We start from the raw sequence: 16,440 nt of genomic DNA, 5'->3' as shown, positions 1-16,440 counted from the left end.
TGAACTTGAGATTGCTGGAACCTTGCGATCAAAGCCGTCAGCCATCGAGCGCTTCCAGTTCATCAATCATGCTCTCAATCACCGACAGGCCCTTGTGCCAAAAAGCCGGATCCGAGGCATCCAGGCCGAACGGCGCCAGAAGCTCCTGATGCCGTTTGGTGCCTCCCGCGCGCAACATGTCCAGGTATTTCTCCGCAAAGCCCTCGTCAGCCTGCTGGTAGACGGCATAGAGCGAGTTCACCAAACAATCGCCGAAGGCATAGGCGTAAACATAGAAAGGCGTGTGTATGAAATGCGGTATATAGGACCAGTAGATACGATAGTCGTCGTCCAGATCAAATGCCGGCCCAAGGGCTTCGCGCTGCGTCTCCATCCAGATGTCGGCCAGATCCTGCTGTGACAGCTCGCCTTCACGTCTCCGGTCATGGACACGTGTTTCGAAGTTGTGGAAGGCGATCTGGCGCACAACGGTGTTCAGCATGTCCTCCACCTTGGAGGCCAGCATGGCCTTGCGTTTTGCCGGATCCCGGGTGGAGGCCAGCAGCGAGCGGAAGGTCAGCATCTCGCCGAACACACTGGCCGTTTCCGCCAGGGTCAGGGGCGTATCAGCCATCAGTGGGCCCTGCGGCCCAGCCAGCACCTGGTGCACGCCGTGGCCCAGCTCGTGGGCCAAAGTCATGACATCCCGTACATGCCCCTGATAGTTCAGCAACAGGTAAGGGTGGGCAGCCGGCACGGTGGGATGGGCAAAGGCCCCCGAGGCCTTGCCCGGGCGAGCCGGCGCATCGATCCAATCCCGTTCAAAGAAACGCTTTCCGACCTTGGCAAGGTCATCCGAGAAAGCTGAATAGGCGTTCAGGACGGTGTCCTGAGCTTCTTCCCAGGGAATGATCCGCTCGTCGTTTTCCGGCAGCGGCGCATTGCGATCCCAGAAGGACAGCTTGTCCAGTCCCAGCCACTTTGCCTTCATGGCATAGTAGCGATGGGACAGGCGGGGAAAGCTCTCGGTGGCTGCAGACACCAGAGCATCCACCACCTCGTCCTCGACGAAGTTGGCCAGATTGCGCGAAGAAACAGGGCGCGTAAAACCGCGCCAGTGATCCTCGATCTGCTTGTCCTTGGCCAGCGTGTTGGTGACCAGCGCAAAGCTGCGCTCATTCGCCTTCAACCCTGTCGCGAAGGATCTCGCTGCCCGTTCGCGAAGTGCCCGGTCCGGGGAACTCAGCTTGTCGAGAATCTCCGTACTGGTCAGCGCCTTGCCATCAAGATCGAAGCGCAGATCGGCAAAGGTCTCGTCGAACAGCCGTGTCCAGGCGGCACGCCCCGTTATATGCTTCTCGTGCAACGTGCGCTCGACTTCGTCATTCAGCTGATAGGGCTGGTAGGCACGAAGATCGCGCAGCCAGGGAGTGTACCGGTCCAGCCGCTCAGAGGAGTCGAGCATCGCCTGAAGCTGGGATTCTGCAAGGCGGTTCAGCTCCAGTTCGAAGAAGAGCAGATGGCTGGATATATCCGTCGCCTGCTCTTGCATCGACTGATAGAAACGGCCGTTTTCCCCATTCGACATGTCTGCTGCATACACGAGCTGGGCATAGCTCATGATGCGCCCAAGCGTTTCCTGGATTTCTTCATAGGTTTCGATCGCACGGCCCAATTGGTCACCGTCCAGGCTTGCAAGCCGCCCGGCATGATCTGCCTCGAAACTGCGAGCCTTTTCGTCTGAGGCCGAAAGATCACGCTTCAGTTCCGCGCTGTCCTTTCCGGGATAGAGGTCATTCAAATCCCAGACCGGCAATTGTCCCAGGTCCTGCTGGCTGTCGAGTGATGTAGTCTGTGCTTCGCTCATGAAGGTTGTTCTTTTCCTGCCTTGAAACTGTCTGATCCTTGTTACGCCATATAGACTTGGCAAGGCCTTGTACCAATAGCCATGCAGATCATTTCCGGACTCTGTGATATGGCTGCGCGCAAGGCTACGGCCACAGACAAGAACCGATAACGGGGGAGGAGATGGATTACGACAGGCTTGCGAACCTACCGAGCGCCTTTTTCGAGAAGGCGCTTGAAATGGGCGAGCGCCCTTTTCTCTGGGCCAAGAGCGATGGAAGTTACAAGCCCTGGACATGGCAGGAGGTACGCAATCAGGTCCTAGCCTTGGCCGGCGCCTTGCAAGCCATGGGGATCAGCAAGGGGGACCGGGTTCTGCTGGTCTCCGAGAACAGGCCCGAGTGGTTCATTGCCGATTTTGCCATCATGACGACTGGTGGAATCACCGTACCTGCCTATACGACAAACACCAGTGATGACCACGAATACCTGCTGAAAGACAGCGGTGCCGACCTGGCCATCGTCTCGACAGCCACACTGGCCAAGCCGCTGTTGAAAGCCATCACGCAAACCAACCTCTGCCGGCAAGTCATCACCATCGAGCCGCTTGAGAGGGGCACCACCAACGCCCCCGAAGCACTTTACGTTTGGAAAGAACTCGTGAGTGAAAGCGCCCCTGGCGTGCAGCTTGAGAAACTTCTCCAGGACATCAAGCGCGACGACACCGCCTGTTTCATCTACACGTCCGGAACCGGTGGGGCTCCCAAGGGTGTGATGCTGAGCCATGGAAACATCCTGGCCAACTGCGTGGGCGCCTATGACCTGTTGGCCGAATACGGACTGGGCCAGGAGAGATTTCTATCCTTCCTGCCGCTCTCCCACTCCTACGAACACACCGTGGGTGAAGTCTTTGCCATGACCATCGGAGCGGAAATCTATTACGCCGAGGCCGTGGAAACCCTGCTGGCCAATATTTCCGAAAGCCAACCCACCATCATGACTGCCGTTCCTCGCCTCTACGAAATGCTCTATCAGCGCATCAACCGCAGGATGGAGAAGGAAGGCCAGCTCAAGAAGTACCTGTTCCGGCAGGCAGAACGGCTTGGCCGCAAGAAATACCATCAGGGTGTGCTGCCCTTATGGGAACGTCCCCTGGACCTTCTAGCTGAACGGACCGTACGTAAAGGAGTGCGCGCGCGATTTGGTGGCCACTTGAAGGCGATGGTCTCGGGTGGTGCTGCCCTGAACACGGATCTGGGTCTCTTCTTCCATGCTCTGGGTTTGCCGATCCTGCAGGGTTACGGACAGACTGAAGCCTCGCCGGTCGTCTCGGTCAATCGCCCCCACTGCATCAAGATGGACAGTGTGGGACCACCCCTCAGAGGCGTGGAAGTCAGGACCGCCGAGGATGGCGAGATCCTGGTGCGCGGCGAACTCGTCATGAAAGGTTACTGGAACCGCCCGGAGGAAACGCAAGAGGCCATTCAGGGGGGTTGGCTGCATACGGGAGACATCGGGGACATTGATGCCGACGGCTACATCCGCATCACCGATCGGAAGAAGGATATCATCGTACTCTCAGGCGGCGACAATATCTCGCCCAGTCGGATCGAGACGCTTCTCAACCTACAGCCCGAGGTTTCGCAAGCCATGGTCTATGGAGACAAACGCCCTCATCTTGTGGCCCTGATCGTACCGGACCTCGAATGGTTGAAGAATCGGCAGGATGGAACGGAAGAAACTGGGCAAGAAGCCATGAATCAGGCGGTCAAGAAGGCCCTGGACCGTGTGAACCAGGGTCTGTCAGTGGTGGAAAAGGTTCGGCGATTCATCATTACGCTCACTCCCTTCACCGTCGAAAACGACATGCTGACGCCGACAATGAAGATCCGACGACACATTATACTCGAGCACCACAGGAAGGCACTGGAGTCCCTCTATTGAAGGGTGCCTACAAAAGGCAGGCAGCCAGGTTGATGGCGCGGCTCCTGGCACCCATTATACCATTCGGCCCGGCATTTAGAGCCGTCAGTCGTTCAGGCCTCCCTTGACCGTACGCCCCCTGCCCGCATAGCCAGGACCCGGCACCTCTTCACGCAAGGCGCGCATGAGGCCGATAATCATGAAGATCATGATAACCGAAAATGGCAGTGCGGCCGTTATGGAGGCCGTCTGCAGGGCGGAGAGTCCCCCAGCAGCCAGCAGGACTGCAGCCACCGCGCCTTCACTGAGCCCCCAGATGACACGATGCACCATTGGCGGCTCCGGGTCGCCCATGGAGAGTAGCGTGTTCACCACCAAGGTTCCGGAATCCGAAGAAGTGATGAAGTAGGTCGCGATCAGCAGGGTTACCACAGTGGACGCAATGGTCGTGAGGATGCCGAGGTCGAGCGCATTGAGCGTCGCATAGAGCGCAAGAGTCACATCCTCATTCACGGCCTCTGCAATGCCGGCATTCTCGAAAAGCTGAAGGTAGATTGCCGTATTCCCAAAGATCGTCAGCCAGATGAAGGCCAGAACTGTCGGAACGAGCAGCACGCCCAGGATGAACTCGCGAATGGTGCGTCCCCGGGAAATGCGTGCAATGAACATACCCACGAAAGGCGCCCAGGCGATCCACCATCCCCAATAAAAGGCGGTCCAGCCGTCCTGCCAGCCTTCATCCTGATGCGCATTCGACCAGAGACTGAGGGGGAGCACATGCCCGACATAGTCGCCGACATTCTGGATGAAGGAGTTCAGGATATAGCGCGTTGGACCGAAGGCGAACAGGAACACAAGAATGGCAATGGACAGCCAGAGGTTAAGCTCCGAGAGAATCCTGACCCCCTTGCCGACACCCGACATGACAGAGACTGTGGCAATCGCGGAAATGACTGCAATCAACACCATCATGGCCAGAATGCTCGGGGCCTGCCCGTCATCCGTCTGGGTCACGAAAAACGACATGCCCGTCAATTCGTGCATGCCGGTCGCAATCTGCTGCACCCCCAAGCCAAGGGAGGTGGCAACACCGAAGACCGTCCCGAAAACAGCAAGAATATCAGCTGCGTGTCCGATCGGGCCGTATATGCGTTCTCCGATCAGGGGATAGAACGCCGAGCGTATGGTCAGCGGCAGCTTTCTGCGATAGGCAAAGTACGACAGGGTCAGTGCCACGATCGCATAGATTGCCCAAGGGTGCAGACCCCAGTGGTAGAATGTCAGACGCATGGCGGTCTGAGCTGCATCCGGCGACATCGGGTCTATGCTTGTACCTTCGCCGATAAAGGGATTTGCCTGGAAATGATAGATCGGCTCGGCAATAGACCAGAAGACCAGACCAATGCCCATTCCGGCCCCGAATAACATGGAAAACCATGAGAAATAGCTGAATTCAGGGCGATCATGATCGTCACCCAACCGGATATTCCCGTAACGGCTGAACAGCAGGTAGATGCTAAAAAGCAGAAAACCTGCAACAACTGCGAGATAGTACCACTTTAGAGCGAGCAGAATGGCATCCTGGATTGCCTGGAAGACTCCTCCAGCCGTTTCGGTCCAAACTGCGGCGAAAACCACCAGCGCAAAGACGATGAACTTGGACCAGATGGCAACTGTCGGATTCAGTCCCTTCAAGGGACCGCTTTTTGCAATCATCTACCAACCCTTGCTTTGATTGTTGTGCAAGTGCCCCTCCCCGTCTGTGACAGGGCGCCACTCACATCTCCCCCAATGGAACGTTTCCAGTATCAGTTACATTCATATGCAAGGAAGAAAAGTCCTCGTCGCCTCTGCGGATTTCCTTTCAATCCCTTTGCGACGAATGCACGATAAGTCAGTGGAAATATGCCAAAGGCCCTTAAAGCAGTCTTCATGCTTTTGGATTGTCATGGCACTTCCCAGCCATGATAGCCAACCACTCCGCCCCGATTTTTCATGGCCGAACCTGGACCTGAAAGGCTGCCGGGCTGGCACCAAGTGCTCCAGCCCGGAAATCACATGCTGACTATACTGTCATCCCCAAAGCCTGCTTGTAGACCTCGAGAATGGTTTCCTGTTCCTCACGATCGGACTGGTCCATTTTGCGCAGGCGCACGACCTGGCGCATGATCTTGGTATCAAAGCCAGCCGACTTGGCTTCAGAATAGACTTCGCGGATATCGTTGGTGAGACCAGCTTTTTCTTCTTCCAACCGTTCGATTCTTTCGATGAAGGATTTCAGACGATCCCCCGCAACGCCGCCGACATCGCTCATGTCCCAGGCTCCTGAAATGATGGTGTAGTGAAAGACGTGACAGACCCGCCCACGCCGGGCGGACCGGCCGCGAACCTACTCCGTCACACTCCTGCGGACAACGGAATAGGAAGCGGGTTCCGGCCATGAATGCGACAGCCCTCAGTGGCCTCCACCTCCGGCCTGGAAGGCTTCCTTCTGCGCATCTGTCACCTCGTTCTGATACTTTTCCTTCCATTCGCTATAGGGCATGCCATAGACGATTTCCCTCGCCGTTTCCTTGTCCAGGTCGATGCCCTTCTCCTGGGCGGATTCCTGATACCAGCGAGAAAGGCAATTGCGGCAAAAACCGGCCAGGTTCATCAGGTCGATATTCTGCACATCCTTGCGCTCATCCAGATGGGCCAACAGCTTGCGAAATGCGGCGGCTTCCAGCTCGGTGCGCGTCTGGGAATCGAGATCATGTTTCATTTCCTTGCCTCCATTCGAAAATTTCAGGCGGTGATTCGCCGTAGTCTACAGTGTTGCTCTTCATTCCTATGAAGACCCGAACCAAGCTTGTTTCAAGCCTTCAGCGGTGTCTCAAGCCGTGACCTATCACTGCCGGATTGCAAGTGATCTGCCTGAGCGACCAGCGGATTCAAGGCTTGCGCTATGATTCGGGCCCATTGCTCGGCCCCCTCGCGATTGTCGATCAGGTCCTGGCGTATCTCGAGCAATACAGGCGCAAGCCCGCGCCCTTCGCCATGCTTGTGCAAGCTGTAATCCTCGGGCGAGGCTCCTGAATAGGGTTCGTTCTCACCCACATTATATCCCAATGAACGAAATGCCTCGATGACCGGGCGCGCCAGTCGATCGTCCTCATTCCACAGAACTCCCACCTCCCAGGGACGCTGGGCTCCTCCTATGACCGGCGTGAAGCTGTGCAGGAAGACCAGAAGCGGACGCACACCCTTGGCCATCTGCGCCTCGATCAGTCGTGCCACGGCTGCATGATAGGGCTTGAAGAATGCCTGTATGCGCTGCTCCCTCTCAGCTTCGTCAAGATTCTGGTTCCCAGGGACAGAAGATTCATCACTGATCTCGGGAATGGACCCTCTTGAAGCAAGGTGACGGTTCGGGTCTATGACCAAACGCGAAAAGCCGGCCAGAAGTGTCGGCGCATCCAGCAAGCGCGACAAGGGCCCTGCCACGTCCTTCACACCAATGTCCCACGCAATATGGCGCAACAGATCATCCCCTTTCAGGCCAAGACCGGAAAGGGCTTGAGGTACATGGCGGGACGCATGATCACAGAAAATCAGCACAGGGGCCTGTCCTGACAGACGGAGAAAGTGAAACGGCGAATGCAGGGGCACACTCTGCTCGTCTTTTCCAGCAGGGGGATGAACATGCCCCCTGAACAGTTCATGTACAGGCGGCTGCGTTGAATCCTGTTTCATTCTGGCTCCAAAACCCTAAAAGTGCCCGAACCTACGGCATCGATTGACCTTCGAAACGGCATAAGACTAAATCTCGCCATGGAGATAAAGCCCAACACCTTCTTCTGTATTGATGGACACACCTGCGGAAATCCTGTCCGCTTGGTTGCCGGTGGTGCGCCCCTGCTGAACGGGAACAGCATGAGTGCGCGCCGGCAAGACTTCCTGAAGCGCTATGACTGGATTCGCACGGCATTGATGTTCGAGCCGCGCGGACACGACATGATGTCCGGCTCTATTCTGATGCCCCCGACGCACGATGACTGCGACATTGCCATCCTTTTCATCGAAACCAGTGGCTGCCTGCCCATGTGTGGCCATGGAACCATAGGGACTGTCACCTTCGCCCTTGAGCGAGGACTGGTCCAACCCAGCGAATCAGGCCAACTCAAGCTGGATACGCCTGCCGGGCGCGTGGATGCCCAGTATCGACAGGACAGTGAAGGCCGGGTCGAGGCTGTGCGTATCCGCAATGTGAAGAGCTACCTGGCCGTGGCCGATCAGCAGGTCGATTGCCCTGAACTTGGCCCGCTGAAGGTGGATATCGCCTACGGTGGTAATTTCTATGCCATTGTCGAACCACAGCAGAACTACCCGGGGCTGGATAGTTTCACACCCGCCCAGATCTTGCAGGTATCTCCCCTCCTGCGCCAAAAGCTGAATGAAATTGTCGAGGTGGTACATCCTGAGGATCCCACCATCCGCGGCGTCAGCCACATCCTCTGGACGGGTGAACCTCGCACCGAAGGGGCCCAGGCGCGCAATGCCGTCTTCTATGGTGACCGGGCCATCGACCGCAGCCCTTGCGGCACCGGCACTTCGGCACGCATGGCCCAACTTGTCGCACGCGGAGTTCTGAAGCCCGGCGACGACTTCGTGCACGAGAGCATTATCGGCAGCCTTTTCAGAGGCCGTGTCGAAGAAGCCACCCAGATCGCGGACACGCCGGCCATTGTGCCTTCCATCGAAGGCTGGGCACGCATGACCGGACTGAACACCATCTTTGTCGACGCGCGAGACCCCTACGCACACGGCTTTCAGCTGGCCTGATCCCAAAAGGACGCCCTTGTCGTGGCGGGTGAGACGTTACAGTCTTCTTTAGCTATAGAGGGTTCACCAAAACCAGTGAGTGATTCAACGGACATGTCCGAAAGCGACAGCAGTTATCATGCCAGAATCACGCACAGTCTGTCCGATGTTCCCGCTGCCGACTGGGATGCCTGCGCCGGAACCGACAACCCCTTCCTGACACATGCCTTCCTCTCGGCACTCGAGGAGAGCGGTTGCGTGTCACCCGAAACGGGTTGGCAGCCTTTTCACATCCTCCTGTCCGATGAGGACGGGCGCCTTCAGGGAGCAAGCCCTCTTTACCTGAAGAACCATTCCTTCGGGGAGTACGTCTTCGACTGGGGCTGGGCCGACGCCTACGAGCGCGCGGGTGGTCAGTACTACCCCAAGCTCCAGTGCGGTGTGCCTTTCACGCCTGTCACAGGACCAAGACTTCTGACTGCGACAGCCGAACAGCCCCGATACGCTCAACGCCTCCTGATCTCTGCCCTCTCCTCTGTCGCTGAACAAACGGGCGTTTCCTCCCTGCACGTGACCTTCCCACCCCACGACGAATGGGAAGCACTTACCTCGGCCGGCTTCCTGGCGCGCACCGGGCAACAGTATCATTGGTACAATCAGGGCTATGCCGACTTCGACGATTTCCTGGAATCCCTCTCCTCACGCAAGCGCAAGAACATACGTAAGGAACGTGCCCGTGTGCGTGAAAGCGATATAACGCTTAGCACGCTGACGGGTGATGACCTGCGCAGTGAGCATTGGGAAGCCTTTCACCGCTTCTACATGAACACCACGGATCGCAAATGGGGACAGGCCTACCTGTCGCTGGAATTCTTCCTGCAGCTATCCGAGTCAATGTCCAACAGGATTGTGCTGGTCCTTGCCTATCAGGATGACGAGCCCGTGGCCGGCGCCCTGAATCTGCGCAGTGACGATTGCCTCTACGGCCGCAACTGGGGTTGTGCAGCGGATTTCCGTTTCCTGCACTTCGAGGCCTGTTATTACCAAGCAATTGACTATGCCATTGCCAATGGTCTTGCGCGTGTGGAAGCCGGCGCTCAAGGTGAACACAAGATTCAACGCGGCTATCTGCCCGTGGAAACCTATAGTGCCCACCTTATACGGGATCCGGCATTACACGATGCCGTGGAAAACTATCTGAGACGCGAGCGCGAAATGGTCCGGCACACAATCGATCAGTTGCAGTTGGAAAGTCCCTACCGCAAGGTGTAGGTTTCCGTTCCTGGTCTCCCGTTACCGGGCACGCAGCAGCAAGGTGGTCCAATCACCCAGCTTGTAGCGTGCCTCCAGGACAAGTCCGGCAGCTCGATGACGCTGGCGCACCCAGCGCTCCTGATGCCAGAGCAGACCCGACAGTATGACGTGTCCGCCAGGCTTAGCATGGCGTGCTGTATCCGTTGCCATACGGCAAAGTGGTGCGGCCAGGATGTTCGCCACGATCAAGTCATAGGGCCCTTCGCGCTTGATGGCCGGGTGAGCATATCCTTGACTGAAGTAGCTCCGGACCCTGCTGGAAAGCCGGTTGAGCCCGGCATTTTCACGGGCCACTCGAACCGAGCCTGGATCATTATCCGTTGCGAGGATTCTGGCTTTCGGCCACAGATGCGCTGCCCCCATGGCCAGAATTCCCGAACCGCATCCCAAATCCAGAACGCGTGTCTTGCGGCCACGCTTGGCAAGATCGCACAGAGCCAGAAGGCAGCCACGCGTCGTCTCGTGCCGGCCTGTCCCGAAGGCAATATTCGCCTCCACAAGCAAGGGAATGGCCCCCGCTGCCGGCCTTTCCTGGACATGACTGCCGTGGACGAAGAAACGCCCCGCTTGCAAGGGTGGCAATGCCGCCTGGCTTTCCGCAACCCAATCGGTTTCCGGCATCAATTCGTAACGATAGTCCGGGACGTCTATTTCACAGCCCAGCGCGGCGGCTACCAGGCGTCCGAACAGTTCGGTTTCACCATGATCCTCACCCAGATAAACCTGCAGGGGCGTATCACCTTTGCGGTCCGGGCCGCCCACGGCAATCGCCGCACCTAGTCCTTCCAGTGCATCTTCAAAAACAGGTACAGTCTGTGACGGCACCGCAAAGGTCAGGCAATAGATTGGCTGGTTCATGGTCTGTTATCTGATCTTCCATTCAGGTCGATACTGCGAGAGGCGGGCGGCTTCAGTCTGCTTCCTCTGCCGGTACGACAAAGGAGGACATGACCTTTTTCTCCCCGGCATGATCGAAGCGAATGGTCAGGCGATCACCATCCACCACATCCACGGTTCCATAACCGAACTTGCGGTGGAAAACACGCGCCTTTGGCGCAAAACCCGATGTGTCGGAGGTCTGTTTCTGCACCGGCTGAGCTTGGACATCTATGACCTTGTCGGATGAGCGCTCACGGGCGCGCATCATGCCCGGTGATACCCTTGTCTGTCCCCAATCGTCAAAACCACCGAAGCGTCCCCCACCCCAGGCCTGTGCGGAAGCCCCATAGAGACCCTGGTCGCTTTCCTGGACCTTATGCTCCTCGGGAAGCTCATCGATGAAGCGGGAGGGAATGGCTGCTGCCCAGGAGCCGTAGAGACGACGGTTGGCAGCAAAACTGACGATCGCACGAACCTTGGCGCGCGTCAGGCCCACATAGGCAAGGCGTCGTTCCTCCTCCAGCCCTTTCAAGGCCTGCTCGTCGAGCGCCCGTTGGTTGGGGAACAGCCCCTCCTCCCAACCGGGCAAGAAAACGGTCTCGAACTCCAGACCCTTGGCAGCGTGCAAGGTCATGACGGACACCTGGTCCTGGCTGCTGTCCTCAAGATTCTCCATGACCAGGCTGACATGCTCCAGAAACCCGGCCAGGGTCTCGAACTCAGCCAACGCGTCGATAAGCTCCTTCAGGTTCTCCAGCCGCCCTGGCGCCTCAATCGACTTGTCCTGACGCCACATGTCGGTGTAGCCGGACTCTTCCAGCACCGTTTCCGCCAGCTCCGGATGCGGCATCTGCAGCATGTCTTCACGCCATTTGTCACAAAGCCCGATAAAGCTCTTGAGCGCACGCCGTGCCTGGGGACGCAATTCATCGGTTTCCGTCAGGCGGCGGGCGGCCCCAAACAATGACAAACCGCCAGCCCGCGCCGTTTCGTGAAGGGTCTTCAGTGCCGCATCCCCCAGCCCACGTTTCGGCTTGTTGCAGATGCGCTCGAACGCCAGGTCATTGTCCGTGGATGTCAGCAACCGCAGATACGCCAGGGCGTCGCGAACTTCCATGCGCTCATAGAAACGCGGACCACCGACGACGCGGTACGGCAGTCCAAGGGTTACGAAGCGTTCTTCGAACTCGCGAGTCTGTGCACCCGTGCGGACCAGGATGGCAATTTCCGACAAAGCATGCCCTTTGGTCTGCAGTGCCTCGATTTCATCGCCCACAAAACGGGCTTCGGCCTCTCCATCCCAAAGTCCGCGCACACGGATGGGCTCGCCCTGGTCACCATCCGTCCAAAGCGTTTTCCCCAGACGACCCGAATTGTGGGAAATCAGGCCGGAGGCCGCACCCAGGATGTGGGGGGTGGAGCGATAGTTGCGCTCGAGGCGAATGACATGAGCTCCAGGGAAATCCTGCTCAAACCGCAGGATATTTCCCACTTCCGCCCCCCGCCATCCATAGATCGACTGGTCATCGTCGCCGACACAGCAGATATTCTTGTGTTTCTGCGCCAGCAGGCGCAGCCAGAGATACTGGGCAATGTTGGTATCCTGGTATTCATCCACCAGGATGTACTTGAACTGGTCCTGATAGCGTCGCAGGACCTCCTCATTCGTCTGAAACAGGTGAACACAGTGCAACAGCAGGTCGCCAAAATCACAGGCATTCAGTTCTCTCAGCCTGCGTTGATAGAGCGCATAGAGAGTTGGTGCGCGCCCGCCCGCAAATTCCGAGCTGTCTTCTACCGAAACGCGGTCCGGTGTGAGTGCCTTGTCCTTCCATCGTTCGATGATCGACATCAAGGCGCGTGGAGGCCAAGCCTTCTCGTCGATGTTCTCGGCCTGCATGACCTGTTTCAACAAACGCAGCTGGTCATCGCTGTCGAGAATGGTGAAATTTGATTTCAGCCCAACGGCTTCGGCTTCATGACGCAGGATCCGTGCGGCCAGGGCATGAAAAGTTCCTAACCACCAGCCTTCAACAGAGGGGCGCCCTAGCAGCCCGGCCACGCGCTCCTTCATTTCGCGCGCCGCCTTGTTCGTGAAGGTGACCGAAAGGATCTGTCCCGGCGCTGCCTTCCCACTGTAAAGCAGGTGCGCCAAGCGTGTGGTCAAGGCACGCGTCTTTCCCGTACCGGCACCGGCCAGCATGAGCACCGGGCCGTCCAGCTGTTCCACGGCATTCCGCTGGGCATCGTTCAGGCCTTCGGCAACGGCGGCAGGCAGAGCATCCCTGTCATTCTGCGCGGAGGTGGATGGAGGCGACGAGATTGACATGCTTTCCTTCTAGCTCTTTACCAAGTGAAGTGCAGGGAACATGAAGCAGCGTGCTGATTTCCCGGCCTGTATTGACCAGACAGACAGCTCCGGTCATCTATTCATGATATCGAATTCCACGGAAACCATATGTCACATAGCATTGAACGCCAGATCCTTAAAGGCAGTCCACCAGGCACAGAGCATCAGCTGCTGATTCACCGCTTCGGGCCTTCCGACGCGAAGAGGAAAGCCTACATACAGGCCTCCTTACACGCAGATGAAACGCCTGCAATGCTCGTGGCACAACATCTACTGACCTTGCTGCACGCTGCGTCATCGGCAAATCGGATCCAGGGGCAGATCACGCTTGTCCCTTACGCAAACCCGATAGGACTCTCCCAATTCATCAACGGCGTGCACTTGGGCCGTCATGATCTGGGAGAAGGCGGCAACTTCAATCGATCCTGGCCGGATCTTTTCGAGCTGGCCCTGGAGGAACTGAGCGGCAAGCTAGGTCACGATATAGAGCAGAACAGGGATACCATCCGGAAGGCCATGAGGTCGGCCCTCGCCAGCATGGAACCAAGAAGCGAGAGCGGACATCTCAAGCAGCTTCTGGCGCTGGAGGCCTGTGATGCCGATCTTGTCCTGGATCTGCACTGCGATGACGATGCACTGATGCACCTCTACCTCACCCCTCATCATTGGCCGGAGGGCCAGGGTCTGGCAGCGGACCTGGCCTGTGCAGCAGTTCTGCTGGCCGAGGACTCCGGAGGCGGATCGTTTGACGAAGCTTTCTCCACGCCCTGGCCGCGACTGGCCGAGGTCTTTCCTGACGTGCCGATCCCGAGAGATGGCTGTTTTTCCGCAACTATCGAACTGCGTGGCCAGGCAGACGTCGACGACCACCTTGCTGCAAAAGACGCCCAGGCCATATTCAGGGAATTGCAAAGATCGGGACTGGTGGAAGGCCAAGCGGAAGACATACCAGCCTTGCAATGCGAGGCAACCGCGTTGGAGGCCTGTGAAATTCTCAGGGCACCTGCCACGGGTATCGTGGTCTATCAGGCTGAACTGGGTCAGCAGGTAACCTCCGATACCGTCATAGCAGAGTTGGTTGATCCTGAAGCTGAAGACGATACGACAAATAGGCAATCCATCCGGGCCGGAACCTCCGGGCTGCTGTTGTGCCGGCGCCTTAGAAAATATGTTCAAGCTGGTGAAAGCATTGCCAAGATTGCCGGACGAGATCCATTGCCCGAACGTAAAGGCTTACTGCTTGATGACTAGCGCATTCGACCCGACAGCCCGAACAGAGATCCAGTTGGCAGGCCCACAGGATGCAGACGATCTTTCCGAACTGATCCGGGAACTGGCCGCCAGTGAAGGAAAAACGGCATTGGAGCACCTGAATCCTGACAGGGTTGAAAGCTGGCTGAGGCAGACGCCGCCGCCCTTCGGTGCTCTCCTTGCAGGACCATATGGAGCAAGGCTTGGTTATATCGCCTTCTACAAGGTCTTCTCGCTTTTCCTGGGTGGCCCCGTGCTATTGGTGGAAAACCTTTACGTAAGGCCCTCGGCGCGTGGACTGGGCCTTGGGCGCTTGCTGCTTAGGCAGGCCAGTAGTAGGGCCGTCGAGCAAGGCATTGCTCGCGTGGAACTGAACGTCCGCAGTGACAATCCGGAAACCGTAGCCTTTTATCAGCGCTGCGGATTCCAGCACCCTGGCGAAGATGTTTATCGGATCGAGGGCCCAGCCCTGATGAACTTCACCAAAATGGAGAGTGGCTCTTGATCAGCATACGACCTGCTTGCAAGGAGGACTGTGCCCAGATCCTGCAGCTGATAAAGGAACTGGCTGCTTTTGAAGGACTTTCGGATCAGGTGCACGCAAGTGAAGAAGACTTGCTACGAGATGGCTTCGGCCCCTCCCCCCGTTTCGAATGCCTTTTTGCCGAAGACGACCATGAAGTCGCCGAATCACCGCCAACTGCATTGGGCTTCGCCCTGTTCTTTCACAGCTACTCGACCTTCGCCGGGCGCCCTGGATTGTATCTCGAGGACATCTATGTTCGCGAAAGTGCGCGTGGCCTTGGGGTGGGCAGACAATTACTCACCCGGCTGGCCATCATCGCTCGACAGAGAGGCTGCCCGCGCCTCGACCTCTCGGTCCTTCATTGGAATCCTGCCCGCAGTTTCTATGAAAAACTGGGATTCCGTCACCAGTCCGACTGGTTGCCTTATCGTCTCGAGGGGGACAGCCTACAGGAACTGGCTACTACCTCCCGGGAAACGTCCTGAGCCTTCAGTTCCTGTCTGCGAGTCCACTCCCCGCACCAGCTTCCTTAGCGCAGTGAACGCAGCAGAAAACCTTGCCATCGCTCTCGACACCGTGCCCGATTACCCGGCAATCGCACTGGGGACAGACAGGCGCCAAGGCGCGGATGGCACACTCAAAGCTGTCGAAGGTAGAGCTCTGTCCCTGCATGGTGACTTGGAATGCCTTGTCATAGTCATTGCCACATTGATCGCATCTGGCCATTTCCAGGTCCTCCTGTACGTGTAGTAGAACACTTTCCATTTCGTGAACCAGAGCTTCGTATCAAAGGATAAGCTTGTGACCTTTCTCTGGCTTCTACAGGAAATATTTTCCCGAAAGTAGTGATCATTCTCCGAAATCGTGATGCCCAACAGACAAAACGTCGTTTCTACATGATGATCGAAAAATAACACTGGCCAGAATTCATATAGCTATTAGCCTCATTGACTGGGAAACATATTTTTTCCTTATGCAGGCTGTTCAGAACAGTCTGCCAGCATCAGGGAGTTTGACGATGAAGAAACAATTCCCGAGTCTTCTTCTTTCCGGCATGGGGCTTTTGGTCACCTCAATTGCAGTGGCAGAAGAATCGTCTACCGCAACCGCAATCTTCTTGAATGTGAACGGCACCGAAATCGGAAACGCCACGGCCGAGGAGACCCCTTCGGGCATATTGCTTGATCTCAGCGTTGACGGGCTGCCTGAAGCGACTTGGGTCGCAGTCCATATTCATGAGAACGGAGAGTGCGACCCGGCCGGTGTCTTTGACTCAGCTGGCGGTCACTTCAATCCCGACAATCGTTCTCACGGCTATTATTCCCCTGATGGCCCCCATGCCGGCGACTTGCCCAATCAACAGGTTCAGCCCGATGGAAAACTTCGTGCCGAGATCTTCAACCATCTCGTTACTCTTGATGACACGGACAACGGTATACGAGGTCGTGCCTTGGTCATTCACGCTGATGCCGATGATTACGAGAGCCAACCTTCGGGCGACGCGGGCCGTCGCATTGCCTGTGCCGTGATCGAATAGGGCAAGGAAGCCACTCAGTCTCGCTATCAAGAC

Annotated in this window: 15 protein-coding genes; 7 read left to right on the top strand and 8 right to left on the bottom strand. The window is 57.2% G+C overall.

The features are described from left to right. Nucleotides 1-37: 37 nt before the first annotated feature. Entirely contained in the window at nucleotides 38-1,846 is a 1,809-nt protein-coding gene (locus G502_RS0101400; protein WP_022726874.1) for a M3 family oligoendopeptidase, read from the bottom strand. Between the two features lie 161 nt (nucleotides 1,847-2,007). On the opposite strand from G502_RS0101400, the gene G502_RS0101395 reads away from it, so the two are divergent. Beyond that, the gene (locus tag G502_RS0101395) at nucleotides 2,008-3,768 is read left to right on the top strand and encodes an AMP-dependent synthetase/ligase (RefSeq protein WP_022726873.1); all 1,761 of its coding nucleotides are present in this window, start codon (nucleotides 2,008-2,010) and stop codon (nucleotides 3,766-3,768) included. A gap of 84 nt (nucleotides 3,769-3,852) precedes the next feature. Here G502_RS0101395 and G502_RS18115 read toward each other — a convergent pair whose 3' ends face one another. From G502_RS18115 to G502_RS18110, 4 genes are all read right to left on the bottom strand, one after another. Beyond that, a complete protein-coding gene (locus G502_RS18115) occupies nucleotides 3,853-5,463 on the bottom strand; it encodes a BCCT family transporter (protein WP_022726872.1) in 1,611 nt (536 codons plus the stop codon). A 349-nt stretch (nucleotides 5,464-5,812) separates the two neighbouring features. After that, nucleotides 5,813-6,061, bottom strand: coding sequence for a DUF2312 domain-containing protein (locus G502_RS0101385; protein ID WP_022726871.1), 249 nt, complete (start codon nucleotides 6,059-6,061; stop codon nucleotides 5,813-5,815). Nucleotides 6,062-6,202: 141 nt separating this feature from the next. After that, nucleotides 6,203-6,511 carry a DUF1244 domain-containing protein gene (locus G502_RS0101380; RefSeq protein ID WP_022726870.1) on the bottom strand — a complete coding sequence of 103 codons (309 nt, stop codon included), beginning with the start codon at nucleotides 6,509-6,511 and terminating at the stop codon, nucleotides 6,203-6,205. A 92-nt stretch (nucleotides 6,512-6,603) separates the two neighbouring features. Continuing rightward, nucleotides 6,604-7,482: an N-formylglutamate amidohydrolase gene (locus tag G502_RS18110; RefSeq protein ID WP_081649633.1), complete on the bottom strand. Its 879-nt coding sequence runs from the start codon at nucleotides 7,480-7,482 to the stop codon at nucleotides 6,604-6,606. Nucleotides 7,483-7,560: 78 nt separating this feature from the next. On the opposite strand from G502_RS18110, the gene G502_RS0101370 reads away from it, so the two are divergent. After that, nucleotides 7,561-8,571, top strand: coding sequence for a 4-hydroxyproline epimerase (locus tag G502_RS0101370; RefSeq protein WP_022726868.1), 1,011 nt, complete (start codon nucleotides 7,561-7,563; stop codon nucleotides 8,569-8,571). A gap of 93 nt (nucleotides 8,572-8,664) precedes the next feature. Beyond that, nucleotides 8,665-9,822: a GNAT family N-acetyltransferase gene (locus G502_RS0101365; protein WP_022726867.1), complete on the top strand. Its 1,158-nt coding sequence runs from the start codon at nucleotides 8,665-8,667 to the stop codon at nucleotides 9,820-9,822. 21 nt (nucleotides 9,823-9,843) lie between these two features. Here the strand turns inward: G502_RS0101365 and G502_RS0101360 are convergent, their stop codons facing one another. Both G502_RS0101360 and G502_RS18105 read right to left on the bottom strand, forming a co-directional pair. Continuing rightward, on the bottom strand, nucleotides 9,844-10,722 hold the full coding sequence (locus G502_RS0101360; protein WP_022726866.1) for a 50S ribosomal protein L11 methyltransferase: 879 nt from the start codon (nucleotides 10,720-10,722) through the stop codon (nucleotides 9,844-9,846). Between the two features lie 52 nt (nucleotides 10,723-10,774). Then, complete coding sequence (locus tag G502_RS18105; RefSeq protein WP_022726865.1) at nucleotides 10,775-13,072, bottom strand: ATP-dependent helicase; 2,298 nt, start codon at nucleotides 13,070-13,072, stop codon at nucleotides 10,775-10,777. 129 nt (nucleotides 13,073-13,201) lie between these two features. Between G502_RS18105 and G502_RS0101350 the strand changes: the two genes are divergently transcribed. From G502_RS0101350 to G502_RS0101340, 3 genes are read left to right on the top strand one after another with little or no spacing between them, the layout of a single operon-like run. Beyond that, nucleotides 13,202-14,344: a succinylglutamate desuccinylase/aspartoacylase family protein gene (locus tag G502_RS0101350; RefSeq protein ID WP_022726864.1), complete on the top strand. Its 1,143-nt coding sequence runs from the start codon at nucleotides 13,202-13,204 to the stop codon at nucleotides 14,342-14,344. After that, nucleotides 14,337-14,849, top strand: coding sequence for a GNAT family N-acetyltransferase (locus G502_RS0101345; RefSeq protein ID WP_162140931.1), 513 nt, complete (start codon nucleotides 14,337-14,339; stop codon nucleotides 14,847-14,849). The genes G502_RS0101350 and G502_RS0101345 overlap by 8 nt, the downstream gene beginning before the upstream one ends. Continuing rightward, nucleotides 14,846-15,355, top strand: a complete 510-nt coding sequence (locus G502_RS0101340) for a GNAT family N-acetyltransferase (RefSeq protein ID WP_022726862.1) — start codon at nucleotides 14,846-14,848, stop codon at nucleotides 15,353-15,355. The genes G502_RS0101345 and G502_RS0101340 overlap by 4 nt, the downstream gene beginning before the upstream one ends. A 4-nt stretch (nucleotides 15,356-15,359) precedes the next feature. Here the strand turns inward: G502_RS0101340 and G502_RS22940 are convergent, their stop codons facing one another. Continuing rightward, the gene (locus G502_RS22940; protein ID WP_026988939.1) at nucleotides 15,360-15,596 is read right to left on the bottom strand and encodes a metallothionein; all 237 of its coding nucleotides are present in this window, start codon (nucleotides 15,594-15,596) and stop codon (nucleotides 15,360-15,362) included. A gap of 292 nt (nucleotides 15,597-15,888) precedes the next feature. Here G502_RS22940 and G502_RS0101330 point away from each other — a divergent pair, with 292 nt between their 5' ends. After that, the gene (locus G502_RS0101330; RefSeq protein ID WP_022726860.1) at nucleotides 15,889-16,407 is read left to right on the top strand and encodes a superoxide dismutase family protein; all 519 of its coding nucleotides are present in this window, start codon (nucleotides 15,889-15,891) and stop codon (nucleotides 16,405-16,407) included. Nucleotides 16,408-16,440: the final 33 nt, after the last annotated feature.

The organism is Fodinicurvata sediminis DSM 21159 (assembly GCF_000420625.1).
Taxonomy (GTDB): domain Bacteria; phylum Pseudomonadota; class Alphaproteobacteria; order Kiloniellales; family DSM-21159; genus Fodinicurvata; species Fodinicurvata sediminis.
The sequence above is the reverse complement of the archived record's forward strand: the minus strand, read 5'-3'. Positions and strand labels throughout refer to the sequence as shown.